The organism is Hyphomonas polymorpha PS728 (genome assembly GCF_000685315.1).
GTDB lineage: Bacteria > Pseudomonadota > Alphaproteobacteria > Caulobacterales > Hyphomonadaceae > Hyphomonas > Hyphomonas polymorpha.
Genome location: NZ_ARYM01000012.1, coordinates 124,337 through 138,025, shown reverse-complemented (window position 1 = coordinate 138,025; position 13,689 = coordinate 124,337). Strand labels below are relative to the sequence as shown.

Below are 13,689 nucleotides of genomic sequence, written 5' to 3'. Positions count from 1 at the left end.
CTATGTGTCCGGGCCGGACAAAAGTGGGGATGGTGGGCCCGGCAGGACTTGAACCTGCGACCAAACCGTTATGAGCGGTCCGCTCTAACCAACTGAGCTACAGGCCCCACCGGGATGTCGTTTAAGGGCCGCGGGCTTGCCACGCAACGGCCTTCTTCGGCAGACAAGACAGACAGACCCAATTCTAGGGCAAATGAGGTCACTCACCATGAAACATGCAACTTTGTCTGCCATCGCGCTGGCTTTCGCCCTCGCACCTGCTGCCTGTGCGCAGGGCGCCGCCGCCTACACAGCACCTGCCGGGAGCACGCAGATGGGTCACCCCAACTCTATCCAGCCTGAAACCACCCTTCAGATTTCCGCAGAAGCCCGCGTCGACCGGGCGCCGGATATCGCCTTCATCACGGCGGGCGTCACTGAGGAACGCGCGACGGCGAAAGAGGCGATGGCCGCGCAGTCTGCGGCGATGAACGGCGTGTTCGAAGCCCTGCGGGCCGCCGGTATTGCCGACCGTGACATGCAGACGTCGGGTCTCAGCCTGCAGCCGCGTTACGATTATGTCGAAACTGCCGGCCGCGACGGGATGAAACGCGGCGTACAGAAGCTCGCCGGCTATGTGGCGTCGAATCAGGTGACCGTACGCGTGCGGGATCTGGCCCGTCTGGGCGATACGCTCGATGGTCTGGTCTCGGCGGGCGGCAACACGCTTTCGGGCGTCAGCTTCGCGATCGATGACGACAAGGAAGTGCGCAATGAAGCGCGCACCAAGGCAATGAAAGACGCGATTGCCAAGGCAGAGCTTTACGCTTCCGCGGCGGGCCTGCGCGTCGCCCGCATCGTGACGATCAGCGAGGGCTATGAGTACAGCCCGCAGCCGATGCCGCAGATGGCGCGCATGGCGATGGCTGACGGCATGATGGAATCAACCCCGGTTGCCGGCGGTGAAGTTGGCGTCACAGCGAATGTCAGCGTGCTGTTCGAACTGACGAAGTAAAGCGGATGAGGGCAGGCGTCCTGACGCAGTCAGGCGCCTGCTTCGCCTCAGACATAGCCCTCAGCGAGCAGATCTTTCATGTCGATCAGGCCGAGCGGCTTGCCGGCCTCGTCTACCACGAAGGCGTTCGATATGCGGTTTTCGCTGAAGCTCTTGATCACCGTCATCATCCGCGCGGCGGGATCGATGGTGCGGGGGTGGGGCGTCATCACCTCCAGCGCGCCGGCCTCGGTCCGGCCTGCCAGCATGGCGCGGCGCAGGTCGCCATCGGTGACCATGCCGATCAGCTGGCCATTTCCGTCGACGATGCCGACACAGCCCTTGCGCCCTTCGGACACGGCGATCACCAGCTGCGCAAAGCTCGCATCACTGCCGGTCAGCGGCAGAGGATCCGTCTGGTCATTTACATAATCACCCGCCGTCTGAAGCGTGCGTCCCAGCTTGCCGCCGGGATGGCGGGAGCCGAAATCTTCCCGCGAGAAGCCGCGCCGCGCCATCAGCACGATGGTCAGCGCATCGCCAAGCGCCAGGGCCATCGTGGTTGAAGACGTCGGGGCGAGGCCATTCGGGCAGGCTTCGGGAACGGTGGGCATTTCCAGCAGCACGTCGGCATAGCGGCCAAGGGTCGATTCGCGCGCGCGGGTCATGCCGATGAGGGGGATGGCGTTGCCCTTGCAGTAGCGCAGCAGATCGATCAGCTCACGGCTTTCCCCGGAATAGGAAATGGCGATCACGACCGAGCCCGGCACGATCATGCCGAGATCCCCATGGCTGGCTTCGGTCGGATGCAGGAAGAAAGAGGGCGTGCCGGTGGAGGCGAGGCTGGCGGCGATCTTCTGGCCGATATGGCCGGACTTGCCGACGCCTGCGACGATCACATGCCGGTCGGTGGCGAGGATGGCGTTGACCGCCTGCTCCATCGACGGGCCGATGGCCTGTTCCAGCTTTTCGAGCGCCTCCCGCTCTGTGCGGATGACATTCCGGGCGAGATCGAGATCGGATTGTGTGGTCAAGGCAGGGCAACTCCGCACACCAGGCTGGTCAGCGGCCTTGTCCTAGAAATAGACCCTGGCTTCAAGCCCCGCAGGCCAGCGCCCCGGAGGGCGCGGCCATGATCAGCGGCGCAGCTGGCGGCGGGTATAGTCCGACACCGACTTACCGGCAGCGGCCTTGGCGGCCTGGCGGGCTTCATATTCAGATACCGAAATGCCATCGAAGGTCAGAGCCGGCAGGATCTGCGGGGCGCTGGCAGGCGCGCTCACAGACGCCTGCGTCGGGGCATAGCTTGTGACCGATAGCGTGTTGGGCACATCATAGTCCGGCGTATTGGTGATCTGCGCGGTCACTTCGGCGGCGGCAGAAGCCTGCTCGCTGGCATCACCTTCGCCCACTTCCACTTCGACTTCGCGCAGCATGGAGACAGGCTGCTTGCCGTTGTTCTCGGCGAGGATGGCGCTGAGCGGGCGGCCGTTCAGCATCGGCTCGGCCGCGGCGTTGGGGTTCAGCGGCGTGGAGAGCGACGCGAAGGAGACGAGCCGCGCGTTCGGGTCGATCACTTCCGGTGTCTGGCCGATCGAGACGAAGGCCGATTCGACAAGCTCGGTGACATGGGCATCGCGCGACTTTGCCGAAGCGCCGCCCAGCATGATGGCGATGATGCGGCGCCCGTCCCGTTCGGCCGAGGTCATCAGGTTGAACCCCGAAGCGCGGGTATAGCCGGTCTTGATCCCGTCCACCCCATCGACAGGGCCGATCAGATTGTTGTGGCTCTTGTAGGTCATCCCGCCCCAGCTGAAGCGCTGGGTCTGGAAGTAATGGTAATAGTCGCCGTGATTGTCCAGCAGGGCATCTGCCAGGATCGCCAGATCCCGCGCGGTGGTCAGCTGCGCCGTGTTGGGCAGGCCGGACGCATTGCGGAAGGTGGTGTTGGCAAGGCCAAGCTCGCTGGCTTTGTCCGTCATCTGATTGGCGAACTTGCGCTCGGACCCGCCGAGATGTTCGGCAACGACAACGGCCACATCATTGGCGGATTTGGTGACGAGGGCGAAGATCGCATCCTCGACGGAAATGGTGTCGCCGGCTTTCAGGCGCAGGTTCGAAGGCGGCTGCGCAGCGGCGTTGCGCGAGACCTTCATCTTGTCCTTGAGGCTGACTTCGCCGGCATCGATGGCGTCAAACAGCAGATAGAGGGTCATCACTTTGGTGAGCGATGCTGGGTAGCGCGGATCGTCCTGGTTACGTGCGTGAAGCACTTCCCCGGTATCTGCATCAACGACGATCGCGGCATATTTCTCAGCATGCGCAGCCGGCGCTATGACGGCGGCGGTAATGGTTACTGAGGCGGCGATGGCGGACCCGCGGAACGCACGGGACCAGACTTCTGCTGCCATAGGCGGCACCCTCCAGAACTAAACACGCCCCCCGGACCATCCAGGACCACCCTAGATTCAGCCAATTCTATTGACCACTGCTTAACGCAGGATGAGCAGCTCAATGTTTTGTAATTTCCAGCTGCGATGCAAATCCCATGCAAAATGATTAATGTTGCGGCGCACAAAATTTATTGCGGTCGCGAAGGAGGTGTGCTATATAAAGCACAGTCCACGCCCCCCGTATAAAAAGGATGTCCCCATGGCTAAGACGACCACATCTGCCTCCCGCGCAAAGGCTGAAGCCCGTCCGACCGAGGCTGCCACCAAGAAAATCGAAGCCGGCATGGACACGCTCGCAGGCTTCGCTTCCAAGTTTTCCGAATACACCGAAGACGGCGTCAAAGCGCTGAAAGACAGCGCCGCCGTTTCGACCGAGACGATGCGCGAAATCGGCAGCCGCAACATGAACTTCATGACCCAGGCCATGGAGCAGGGCGTTGAGCTGACCCAGGCGCTGGCCTCGGCCCGCGACCCGCGCGAACTCTTCGAAATCCAGTCTGGCTATGCCAAGTCGATGTTCTCCGCCTACACCGCAGAAGTCACCGCTCAGGCTGAACTCTGCATGGGCGCCTGGCGCGAAGCCGCCAAGCCGTTCATGGGCCGTCTGGCGAAGTAACATCCCGATCCGTTTTCCGGCTCCGGCGTTTCCTCCCAACGCCCGGCAGTAGAGTGGAAGCGTAGATTAGAAAGGCCGGGCCGGTTGGTCCGGCCTTTGGTCTTTTCGGGCCCCGGTTTGCCCCCGGCCAGAACCGATCTATGGTCGGCGGGAATCTGCGTCTGGGGGAAGCCGCGATGATACAGGACCGTCAGGGAAACAGTTTGCCGGGCGCAAGCCCGAAGGCAGCCGAACTGTTTGATCTTTCCTGCCGCCGCTTTGCGCGGTTCCGGGGTGATCCGGTGGCGCCGCTGGATGATGCGATTGCCGATTCGCCGGAGTTCGGCATGGCGAAGATTGCCAAGGCCTGGATTTATGTGATGTCGACCGAGCCGGGCGCGACCGCCGGGGCGCGGCGCATCCTGCGGGACATCGAGAAGGAACATCCCGCCCTCAGCGAGCGCGAAGCCGCGCATATCGAGGCGCTGCAGGCGGCCACGGTGGGCAACTGGACTGTGGCGGGGCGCGTGCTGGACATGTGGTCTGCCTTCCATCCGCGCGATTACCTTGCCCTGCTGGCGGGACACCAAATCGACTTCCTCACGGCGAACGCCCGCAACCTGCGCGACCGGATCGCGCGCGCGCTGCCGGCCTGGGAGAAGGTGCCCGAGCGATCGTTCCTGCTGGGCATGCTGGCCTTCGGTCTTGAAGAGGCGGGCGATTATCCCCGCGCCGAAGCGGCCGGGCGCGAAGCCCTGGAGAAGGATGCCGACGACGCCTGGGCCCATCATGCCGTCGCGCATGTGATGGAAATGCAGGGCCGGGCCGAGGAGGGGCGCGATTTCATCCGCCGGCGCCGGGCGCACTGGGCCCAGCCTGACAGTTTCCTGAAAATCCACAATTGGTGGCATCTGGCGCTCTGCCATCTGGAACTGGGCGAGTTCGAAAGTGCGCTGCAGCTTTATGATGACGAGATCCGCGCCGGGGAAAGTACCATCGCGATGAACCTGGCGGACGCCGCCGCCCTGCTCTGGCGGCTGCAGGTGATCGGCGTGGATGTGGGCGAACGCTGGGACGAACTGGCCGAGGCCTGGACCCAGCATGCCGATGGCCGCTGCTATCCCTTCAACGACATGCATGCCGCCATGGCCTTCATCGGGGCAGGCCGCCGCAATGACGCGCTCGACCTGCTGGTCGCCGCCGAGGGCGCAGAACCTGGGGAAATGCGCGACTGGATGGCACAAACCGGCCGGCCTGTGATTGAGGGACTCGTCGCCTTCGACCGGGGACACTATATGGAGGCCGCCGAGCTGCTTTTCCCGGCGCGCCAGATCTACGGCACCTTCGGTGGCAGCCATGCCCAGCGCGATGTCATCGACTGGACGCTTACGGAAGCTGCCATCCGTGGCAAAATCCATGGGCTAGCCGACTCACTGATTGCCGAGCGCCTGTCTCTCAGGCCCGGCAGCCGCATCAACAGGGCCTTTCAGGCCCGCTCGAAAAAGGAACATTGAAGACGCCCGCCCGTCATCCATTCCTGCCGCCACCTGACGCCGGGGCCCCAATGGAGCGCTGCCACGAAAGCGTGCAGAGCTGGATTTAGACGGTAAATGCATCTTCAATCTCTCACAGGAACGTATATCTTGATCAGCATGAGCAGCGATTTCGACCCGGTCCGGATGAATGGATCATCGAACTCCGGCAGCCCAGGGGGCAGCCAGCCGGGGGACGGGGATGGCACAGGCTTTGATCTGGCCACTGAAACGCGGATCAAGACCAAGAAGCCGTCGCTCTACCGGGTACTCCTGCTGAATGATGATTACACGCCGATGGAATTCGTCGTGTTCATCCTCGAGCGGTTCTTCAACCGCTCCCGCGAACAGGCGACCCGGATCATGCTTCACGTCCATCAGAAGGGTGTGGGGCTGTGCGGGGTCTATACATATGAGGTTGCCGAGACGAAGGTAGCCCAGGTGCTCGATCTTGCACGCCGACATGAACATCCTCTCCAGTGCGTCATGGAGAAAGAAGACTAAGCCACTATATACAAACAACAGGCCACGTTCACACATACCCCCGGAAGGCTTCATCCCTTGCCACGTCTCTCCCCCTCTCTCGAAACGGCCCTCGAAAAGGCCCTCACGCTCGCGTCTGAACGCGATCATGAGTATGCCACGCTCGAGCATCTCCTTCTGGCGCTCACAGATGATGAGCACGCCCGCGAAGTCATGGGGGCCTGCAAGGTAGATATAGAGGCCCTGCGCGGAGACCTGACCCGCTATATCGACGAGGAGCTGTCGAGCCTCATCGTGGATGACAGCGAGGGCCGGGTGCAGCCGACCGCCGCGTTCCAGCGCGTCGTGCAGCGCGCCATCCTGCATGTCGAAAGTTCCGGCCGGGAAGAAGTGACGGGCGCCAACGTCCTCGTCTCGATCTTCTCCGAGCGCGAAAGCCATGCCGCCTACTTCCTGCAGGAGCAGGACATGACGCGGTATGATGCGGTCAATTTCATCTCCCACGGCGTCGCCAAGCAGCCGGGCATGTCGCGCCCGTCTACCCCGCGCGGCGCAGAAGCCTCAGAGGAAGAACCGGTGAAGCAGGGCCACGAGGCACTCGACACCTATTGCGTGAACCTCAACGCCAAGGCGCGGGCCGGCAAGATCGACCCGCTGATCGGCCGCGATATGGAGGTCAACCGCTGCATTGAGGTGCTCTGCCGCCGCAACAAGAACAACCCGATCCTCGTCGGCGACCCTGGCGTGGGCAAGACGGCGATCGCCGAGGGCCTCGCCAAGCGCATCGTCGATGGCGAAGCACCCGAAATCCTGGACGACGCCATCATCTGGTCGCTCGACATGGGCGCCCTGCTGGCCGGCACGCGCTATCGCGGTGATTTCGAGGAACGCCTGAAATCGGTGATGAAGGAACTCGAGCAGCAGGAGAAAGCCATCCTGTTCATCGACGAGATCCACACAATCATCGGCGCGGGCGCCACCTCGGGCGGCGCAATGGATGCGTCCAACCTCCTGAAGCCTGCGCTTCAGTCCGGCGGCTTGCGCTGCATGGGCTCGACCACCTTCAAGGAATACAAGCAGCACTTCGAGAAGGACCGCGCGCTGTCCCGCCGCTTCCGCAAGATCGATGTGGTGGAGCCGACCGTTCCGGACACGATCAAGATTCTCACGGGTCTGAAGTCGAAGTTCGAGGATTTCCACGGCCTGAAATACACCAATGACGCCATCAAATCGGCGGTCGAGCTGTCGGACCGGTACATCACCGACCGCAAGCTGCCCGACAAGGCGATTGATGTGATCGACGAGGCAGGGGCCGCGCAATGGCTGCTGCCGGCATCGAAGCGCAAGAAAACCGTGGGCGCGCGGGATATCGAGGCGGTCGTCGCCAAGATCGCGCGCATTCCCCCCAAGCAGGTCACGTCCGACGATGCCGCCGCGCTCAAATCGCTGGAAAGCGATCTCAAGCGGGTCGTGTTCGGCCAGGACGAAGCCATCGAAGCGCTGTCGGCCTCGATCAAGCTTGCCCGCGCGGGCCTGCGCGAGCCCAACAAGCCGATCGGTTCCTACCTGTTCACCGGCCCCACGGGCGTCGGCAAAACAGAAGTTGCCAAGCAGCTTGCGTCCATCATGGGCGTGGAAATGCTCCGCTTCGACATGTCGGAATATATGGAGCGTCATACCGTCAGCCGTCTGATCGGCGCGCCTCCGGGCTATGTCGGCTATGATGAAGGCGGCCTGCTCACCGATGGCGTGGATCAGCATCCGCATTGCGTGCTGCTGCTCGACGAGATCGAGAAGGCCCACCCGGATCTCTTCAACATCCTGCTGCAGGTGATGGATAACGGCGCGCTGACCGACGCCAATGGCCGCAAGGTCGACTTCCGCAATGTCATCGTCATCATGACGACCAATGCGGGCGCTTCGGACGCTGCGAAAAACTCCATCGGCTTTGGCCGCGGCAAGAAGGAAGAGGAACAGGAAGAAGCGCTCAAGCGCATGTTCACGCCGGAATTCCGCAACCGCCTCGACGCGATCGTCACCTTCGGCGGCCTGACGCCGGAAATCATCGACCGCGTGGTGGAGAAGTTCATCCTGCAGCTGGAAGTTCAGCTGGAAGATCGCAACGTCTCCATCGAGGTGTCCAAACCGGCGCGCGAATGGCTGGCCAAACGCGGCTTCGACGCCGAGATGGGCGCGCGGCCTCTGGCCCGCACGATCCAGGAATTCGTCAAGAAGCCGATGGCGGAGGAACTCCTCTTCGGCAAGCTCCAGAAGGGCGGCGTGGTCCAGATCGATCTCGACAAGAAGGCCGAGGAACTCACCTTCAAATACATTGCTGAGCCGCCGAAGAAGAAAAAGCCGACCAAGGACGAAACCGAGGAACCGGCAGCCTGATTTCTTCAGCGCCTCCAGATGCAAAAAAAAGGGCCGTCCCATCGGGGCGGCCCTTTTCGTTTGGGGCTGGGGTCAGCCTCAGAGGCTGGCGAGCAGGCCCGCCCAGTCTGCCGCGCTAAGGGCGGAGGCGACCAGCGCGATCAGCGCCGCGAAAGAGACCGTCCAGACAAGGCCGCGCAGGTAAGGCACGCCCATCGCATAGAGCGGCAGATAGACAACCCGCGCCCCGGCAAAGATGAGGGCAGAGATGCGCGTGGCCGCTGTGGAATGATCCATCAGCGCCAGAATGATCACGACGCCCAGGAAGAAGGGCAGCGTTTCATGCAGGTTGCGCAGTGCCCGCGTCAGCCGGCCCAGCAGCAGGGAATCCGGCTCGGCCGGCGGCGCGTCCTGCGCGGTGTTGGCATAGGGCACGCCGTGGACGCGCCGGAATTCGATTGCCTGCAGGATCACCTGCACCAACCCCAGCGCAATCACGATCAGCGCCGCCAATAGTTCAACAGTCATGGAACCTCCCCCGTCTGACATTGTTGTGGGCTGAACCTGCGCCCACCCGCGCCGCCTGTCAAAGCGCGCCTTTGGAGGCTGACGCATGGTCAGCCCTCGCAAACGGGCCCAAACCGGCTAACGTTCCGGGCAAAAGAACCTCGGGAGGAATGAATATGGCCGCCAGCGTGCAGGGAAAATGCGATCCGAAATTCGCGAAGGTGCGTGAGGAATTTGAGCGCAATTTTGCCGCGCGCGGCGAGGTGGGCGCCTCGGTCTGCCTGTCGGTGGACGGGCAGACGGTGGTGGACCTCTGGGGCGGCATGGCCAACCCCGAAACCAGCGATCCCTGGCAGGAAGACACCGTCTCCATCGTCTTCTCCTGCACCAAGGCGGCGGTGGCCACCTGCGCCCATATCCTGATCGACCGGGGGCAGCTCAATCCCAATGCGCTGGTGAAGGACTACTGGCCGGAATTTGCCAAGAACGGGAAGGAAAAGACCACCGTTCAGATGATGCTGAACCATGAGAGCGCGCTGCCCACGCTGCGCGATCCGGTCAAGCCCGGCGGCTTTGCCGATTGGGACTATATGGCCACCCGCATGGCGGATGAGGAAGCCTTCTGGGAGCCGGGCACGCGCAACGGCTATCACATGATCAATTTCGGCTGGACGGTGGGTGAGCTTGTCCGCCGCGTTTCCGGCAAATCGCTCGGCACGTTTTTCCGGGAGGAAGTGGCGGAGAAGACCGGCGCGAAATTCTGGATCGGCCTGCCGGAAAGCGAGCAGGTACACATCGCCCCCATCCGCATGTATCAGCCCCAGCCGACCGATCAGCCTACGGAATTTACCATCGCGCTGATGACGGACCCCAATTCCATCCAGCACAAATCCTTCCTCAACACCGGCGGCTGGGATTTCAATGACCGCAAGGGGCAGGCGGCCGAGATTGGCGGGGGCGGCGGCCTCTCCAATGCGCGCGGGCAGGTGGCGTGGTATACGGAGCTTGCCACCAATTCCGGAAAGCTCGTCTCGGCAGACCGTCTCGCCGCCATGGGCCGCGTCACCACCGCCACCCAGCGCGACGCCACGCTGCTGATCCCCACCCGCTTTGCGTCGGGCTATATGAAATCGATGGACAATCGCGGCCTCAATCTCGGCCCCGGCACCAGCGCGATCATGGGCGAGGCCGCTTTCGGCCATGTCGGCGCGGGCGGCTCAATTGGTTTCGCTGATCCCGAAGCGCGCATGGCGTTCAGCTACACCATGAACCAGATGGGCGGCGGCCTGCTGCTGAACGAGCGCGGCCAGAGCCTGATCGACGCGGCCTATCAGGCGCTCGGCTATCGCACGAACACGCCCGGCGCCTGGGTGCGCTGAAGCGGCTTGATTGGCATTTTTCCGGAGACTAACCTTCCCGCATTGATTGCGGGAGACGCGGGTGATTTTCAGGGCTTTGATGACGGGGCTGCTGATAGCGGCGCTGAGCGCGCCGCCGGTATTGGCGCAGGGGAGTCTGCCGGACGTGGAGCCTCGTCCTGTCCGGCCGCCCATGCCCTCTTACCCCGTGGGCGCTGCCCGCGTGATGCTGCAGGGGTATTGCGAGGTTGAGTTTTCCGTGGATACGCGCGGGCGCACCAGCAACATTCATCCGCGCTGTTCGCATCCGGAGTTCTGCGCCAGCGCGACAGCGGCGATGGAAGAAGTGCGGTTCATGCCGGGCCGGCGTGATGGCCGGATCGTTCAGCGAAACAATGTCGTCTATCCGCTTGAATACCGGATTGAGGGTATGCCGGACCCAATCCCAGACCGGACAGAGCTCAAAGGATGTGTGGACCCGCTCGTTTCCTGACGGCCTCAGAGCGGCGGCGGTTCCCGGTCCGTCGGTATGAGGATCATCACGACCGTTGCGGCGACCGCCGCCAGCGCCACGACCAGCACGAGGGGTTTGGTGAGCGACTGGGTGAAACCCGCGGTCACCACCGCTGAGCCCCAGGCAAAGCCGACCGCCACGCGCTTCACTTCCGGGCGCACGGCGCGGCGTTCCTCGAAGCGGCGGGCTTCCTGAAGCGCGGTCTTGAGAATCGGGATGCGTTCCAGCCAGCGTGTCATCCGCTCGGACGAGCGCGCAAACGCCCACAGCGCCACGATCAGGAATACGGTCGTCGGCATACCCGGCAGGATGGCGCCGATAATGGCAAGGCCGGTGAAGATCAGGCCGACCAGAATGAGCAGCGGCCGGGTCATGAAGGGGCACGCCCGCAGCAATGGCGGGGCCTGGAGGACATCAGGAAAACGAGACCGGCAGGCGCTCAGACAGCCAGCCCCCGGGGCCTTCCATGCCGCCCACCACATTGTAAACCTGCGTGAAGCCCACCGCGCGCGCCTGCGCGGCGGCTTGGCCGGAGCGCTGGCCCGAGCGGCAGATAAACGCTACCGGCGCGTCAAAGCCGCCAGCGGCCTGCATCACCTGTTTCAGAAAGTCCTTGTCCTGAAGGGTGATGCGCTGCGCCCCCGGCGCAGTTCCGGTCTGGTGCCATTCCTGCGGCGTGCGCACATCAATCAGCGTGATCTCGCCTGCGGCCAGCTTGTCATGCGCCTCGCGCGCCGAAAGGCGCTGCACGGGCGGCGTGTTCCGGTCGCTTCCCTTCAGGGAAAACATCGAAGCAAGGATCGACTGGATATTCATCGCTGCGTCAGCCAGCTCCCCCAACCGTCAGGGAACCGACTTTCAGCGTCGGCTGGCCCACGCCCACAGGCACCGATTGCCCGGCCTTGCCGCACACGCCAACGCCATCATCCATGGCAAAGTCGTTGCCGATCATCGTCACATCGCGCAGCACGGTCGGCCCATGGCCGATCAGCGTGGCATTCTTCACCGGGGCCACCACCTTGCCATTCTCGACAAGGTAAGCTTCCGTGCACTGAAAGACGAAGTTGCCCGATGTGATGTCCACCTGTCCGCCGCCGAAATCCACCGCCCAGAGGCCGCGCTTGATAGAGGCGACGATTTCCTTGGGATCCTTGTCCCCGCCCAGCATCACGGTATTGGTCATGCGCGGCATGGTGGAGGCTTCATAGCTTTCGCGGCGGCCATTGCCGGTGGGTGCCATGCCCATCAGGCGGGCATTCATCCGGTCCTGCATATAGCCTTTGAGGATGCCATCCTCGATCAGCACGGTGCGCTGGGTCGGTGTGCCCTCATCATCGAAGGACAGCGATCCGCGCCGCGCCTCGATGGAGCCGTCATCGATGATAGTTACGCCCTTCGCGGCCACCTGCTCGCCGATGCGGCCGGAATAGACGCTTGTGCCCTTGCGGTTGAAGTCGCCCTCGAGGCCATGCCCCACCGCCTCATGCAGCAGCACAGCCGGCCAGCCGGGGCCGAGCACCACTTCCATTTCGCCGGCGGGGGCGGGGATGGATTTGAGGTTCACCGAAGCTTTCTGGATGGCGCGGGCCACCATGGCTTTCCAGCGCTCGGGCGCGATCCACTCGTCATAGGCCGCGCGCCCGCCCGCGCCGGCGCCGGCCGATTCGCGCCGGCCGTTTTCTTCCAGCGTCACCGATACGTTGAGGCGCACCAGCGGGCGGATGTCATGGAAATGGGCCCCGTCCGGGCGCAGGATGTCGATCTCGCTATGGCTGCCCGATAGCGAGCAGGAGACCTGCACCACGCGCGGGTCGGCCGCGCGGGCAAAGGCGTCGATCTCGGCCAGCAGGTTTGTCTTGTCGGTAAAGGCCGGCGCCAGCGTCGGATCGATGGGGGCATAGAGGCGCCGGTTGGTCGGCTGAGGGCCGGTGGCGAGCTTCCCCGAATGGCCGCGCTTGGCCTGGGCGGCCGTGTCCGCGGCGCGGCGGATGGCGTCCAGCGTCAGCTGCGAGGCATAGCCCTGGCCCTGTGCCTCGCCCGCCACCACGCGCAGGCCAAAGCCCTGATCGGTGTCATAGGCGGCCGATTTCAGCCGGCCATCGTCAAACACGAAGCTCTCCGAGCGCGAGCGCTCCACATAAAGATCGCCATCATCGGCGCCGCGGGTGGCCTCCGCCAGAATGTCGGCAGCGGCTTTCAGGTCAAAAGGCAGGGGGGATTGGGTCATGTTCCCAAGATGCGGGCTTCCGCGTCTGCGTACAAGCCTCAGCCTGCGGGTGGGGCAGGCGGAAAGACGGCCAGGGCCTGCTCGGCCACCGCCAGCAGCGTTTCCCGGCTGAACCCGGCCTTCGCCTGCATGGCCATGCCATGCAGGACGGCCATCACGAATGTGGCGAGGGCCTCTGGGTTCGAAGTTTCGGGCAGATCCCCGTCTTTTCTGGCCTGTACGAACCGCTCCCGCAGCATCGCCTCGCCTTCGGCCCGCGCATCGATCAATGCCTGCCTCACCGGCTCAGCTTCATCAGAGCCCGCTTGCGCGCCGTTGATCATCAGGCATCCGGTGTTCTCCGGAAATGCGGTATTCAGATGGATTGCAGCGCAGAATATCTTTGTGGCCACTTCCCGCGCGGTCGGCAGGTTCATCGCCTCAGGAAAATAATCGAGATACCGCTCCTGATAGCGATCCAGAGCCTTCCGGAAGAGGGCTTCCTTGTTGCCGAAGGCCGCGTAGAGGGCAGGCCGCTCCACGCCGGTGGCTTCGGTCAGGTCGGTATAGGAGGCGCCTTCATAGCCTTTGCGCCAGAAGACGCAGAGCGCCGCATCAAGCGCTTTCTCCACATCGAATTGCCGGTGGCGTCCCATTAGCTCAGCTCAACTCTGTTATCATAACGATCATTACAA

At 63.4% G+C, this 13,689-nt stretch carries 14 protein-coding genes and 1 tRNA gene; 7 read left to right on the top strand and 8 right to left on the bottom strand.

What is annotated here, in order from left to right; all coding sequences use genetic code 11:
* Positions 1-30 precede the first annotated feature (30 nt).
* A tRNA-Ile gene (locus HPO_RS11750) sits at positions 31-107 on the bottom strand.
* A gap of 101 nt (positions 108-208) precedes the next feature.
* Here HPO_RS11750 and HPO_RS11745 point away from each other — a divergent pair.
* Positions 209-994, top strand: a complete 786-nt coding sequence (locus tag HPO_RS11745) for an SIMPL domain-containing protein (RefSeq protein WP_051612556.1) — start codon at positions 209-211, stop codon at positions 992-994.
* Positions 995-1,041: 47 nt separating this feature from the next.
* Here the strand turns inward: HPO_RS11745 and HPO_RS11740 are convergent, their stop codons facing one another.
* Positions 1,042-2,007: a KpsF/GutQ family sugar-phosphate isomerase gene (locus HPO_RS11740; RefSeq protein WP_241767904.1), complete on the bottom strand. Its 966-nt coding sequence runs from the start codon at positions 2,005-2,007 to the stop codon at positions 1,042-1,044.
* 102 nt (positions 2,008-2,109) lie between these two features.
* Positions 2,110-3,384, bottom strand: coding sequence for a D-alanyl-D-alanine carboxypeptidase family protein (locus HPO_RS11735; RefSeq protein WP_084324286.1), 1,275 nt, complete (start codon positions 3,382-3,384; stop codon positions 2,110-2,112).
* A 241-nt stretch (positions 3,385-3,625) separates the two neighbouring features.
* Here HPO_RS11735 and HPO_RS11730 point away from each other — a divergent pair, with 241 nt between their 5' ends.
* From HPO_RS11730 to clpA, 4 genes are all read left to right on the top strand, one after another.
* Complete coding sequence (locus tag HPO_RS11730; protein ID WP_035598817.1) at positions 3,626-4,042, top strand: phasin; 417 nt, start codon at positions 3,626-3,628, stop codon at positions 4,040-4,042.
* 176 nt (positions 4,043-4,218) lie between these two features.
* Positions 4,219-5,535, top strand: a complete 1,317-nt coding sequence (locus HPO_RS11725; protein WP_035598894.1) for a tetratricopeptide repeat protein — start codon at positions 4,219-4,221, stop codon at positions 5,533-5,535.
* Between the two features lie 165 nt (positions 5,536-5,700).
* Positions 5,701-6,057 (top strand): ATP-dependent Clp protease adapter ClpS, encoded by a 357-nt coding sequence (gene clpS, locus HPO_RS11720; RefSeq protein WP_035598890.1) that lies wholly within the window; start codon positions 5,701-5,703, stop codon positions 6,055-6,057.
* Positions 6,058-6,114: 57 nt separating this feature from the next.
* Positions 6,115-8,430 carry an ATP-dependent Clp protease ATP-binding subunit ClpA gene (clpA, locus tag HPO_RS11715; RefSeq protein ID WP_035598814.1) on the top strand — a complete coding sequence of 772 codons (2,316 nt, stop codon included), beginning with the start codon at positions 6,115-6,117 and terminating at the stop codon, positions 8,428-8,430.
* A 78-nt stretch (positions 8,431-8,508) separates the two neighbouring features.
* Here the strand turns inward: clpA and HPO_RS11710 are convergent, their stop codons facing one another.
* Positions 8,509-8,937, bottom strand: a complete 429-nt coding sequence (locus HPO_RS11710) for an MAPEG family protein (protein ID WP_035598812.1) — start codon at positions 8,935-8,937, stop codon at positions 8,509-8,511.
* A 155-nt stretch (positions 8,938-9,092) separates the two neighbouring features.
* Here HPO_RS11710 and HPO_RS11705 point away from each other — a divergent pair, with 155 nt between their 5' ends.
* Positions 9,093-10,295 carry a serine hydrolase domain-containing protein gene (locus tag HPO_RS11705; RefSeq protein WP_035598810.1) on the top strand — a complete coding sequence of 401 codons (1,203 nt, stop codon included), beginning with the start codon at positions 9,093-9,095 and terminating at the stop codon, positions 10,293-10,295.
* A 61-nt stretch (positions 10,296-10,356) separates the two neighbouring features.
* On the top strand, positions 10,357-10,767 hold the full coding sequence (locus HPO_RS11700; RefSeq protein WP_157532791.1) for an energy transducer TonB: 411 nt from the start codon (positions 10,357-10,359) through the stop codon (positions 10,765-10,767).
* A gap of 5 nt (positions 10,768-10,772) precedes the next feature.
* On the opposite strand, the gene HPO_RS11695 is transcribed toward HPO_RS11700, so the two are convergent.
* From HPO_RS11695 to HPO_RS11680, 4 genes are read right to left on the bottom strand one after another with little or no spacing between them, the layout of a single operon-like run.
* Entirely contained in the window at positions 10,773-11,162 is a 390-nt protein-coding gene (locus HPO_RS11695; protein ID WP_035598808.1) for a YbaN family protein, read from the bottom strand.
* A 40-nt stretch (positions 11,163-11,202) separates the two neighbouring features.
* Complete coding sequence (locus HPO_RS11690; protein ID WP_035598883.1) at positions 11,203-11,604, bottom strand: rhodanese-like domain-containing protein; 402 nt, start codon at positions 11,602-11,604, stop codon at positions 11,203-11,205.
* A 7-nt stretch (positions 11,605-11,611) separates the two neighbouring features.
* Positions 11,612-13,015, bottom strand: a complete 1,404-nt coding sequence (gene tldD, locus HPO_RS11685) for a metalloprotease TldD (RefSeq protein WP_035598805.1) — start codon at positions 13,013-13,015, stop codon at positions 11,612-11,614.
* A gap of 38 nt (positions 13,016-13,053) precedes the next feature.
* Positions 13,054-13,650 (bottom strand): TetR/AcrR family transcriptional regulator, encoded by a 597-nt coding sequence (locus HPO_RS11680; RefSeq protein WP_035598802.1) that lies wholly within the window; start codon positions 13,648-13,650, stop codon positions 13,054-13,056.
* Positions 13,651-13,689: the final 39 nt, after the last annotated feature.

What these genes read in the sequence shown, in the direction of transcription:
- HPO_RS11745 (WP_051612556.1), top strand. Translation starts at nt 209, where the DNA reads ATGAAACATGCAACTTTGTCTGCCATCGCGCTGGCTTTCGCCCTCGCA.
- HPO_RS11735 (WP_084324286.1), bottom strand. Translation starts at nt 3,384, where the DNA reads ATGGCAGCAGAAGTCTGGTCCCGTGCGTTCCGCGGGTCCGCCATCGCC.
- HPO_RS11730 (WP_035598817.1), top strand. Translation starts at nt 3,626, where the DNA reads ATGGCTAAGACGACCACATCTGCCTCCCGCGCAAAGGCTGAAGCCCGT.
- HPO_RS11725 (WP_035598894.1), top strand. Translation starts at nt 4,219, where the DNA reads ATGATACAGGACCGTCAGGGAAACAGTTTGCCGGGCGCAAGCCCGAAG.
- clpS (WP_035598890.1), top strand. Translation starts at nt 5,701, where the DNA reads ATGAATGGATCATCGAACTCCGGCAGCCCAGGGGGCAGCCAGCCGGGG.
- HPO_RS11710 (WP_035598812.1), bottom strand. Translation starts at nt 8,937, where the DNA reads ATGACTGTTGAACTATTGGCGGCGCTGATCGTGATTGCGCTGGGGTTG.
- HPO_RS11705 (WP_035598810.1), top strand. Translation starts at nt 9,093, where the DNA reads ATGGCCGCCAGCGTGCAGGGAAAATGCGATCCGAAATTCGCGAAGGTG.
- HPO_RS11695 (WP_035598808.1), bottom strand. Translation starts at nt 11,162, where the DNA reads ATGACCCGGCCGCTGCTCATTCTGGTCGGCCTGATCTTCACCGGCCTT.
- HPO_RS11690 (WP_035598883.1), bottom strand. Translation starts at nt 11,604, where the DNA reads ATGAATATCCAGTCGATCCTTGCTTCGATGTTTTCCCTGAAGGGAAGC.
- tldD (WP_035598805.1), bottom strand. Translation starts at nt 13,015, where the DNA reads ATGACCCAATCCCCCCTGCCTTTTGACCTGAAAGCCGCTGCCGACATT.
- HPO_RS11680 (WP_035598802.1), bottom strand. Translation starts at nt 13,650, where the DNA reads ATGGGACGCCACCGGCAATTCGATGTGGAGAAAGCGCTTGATGCGGCG.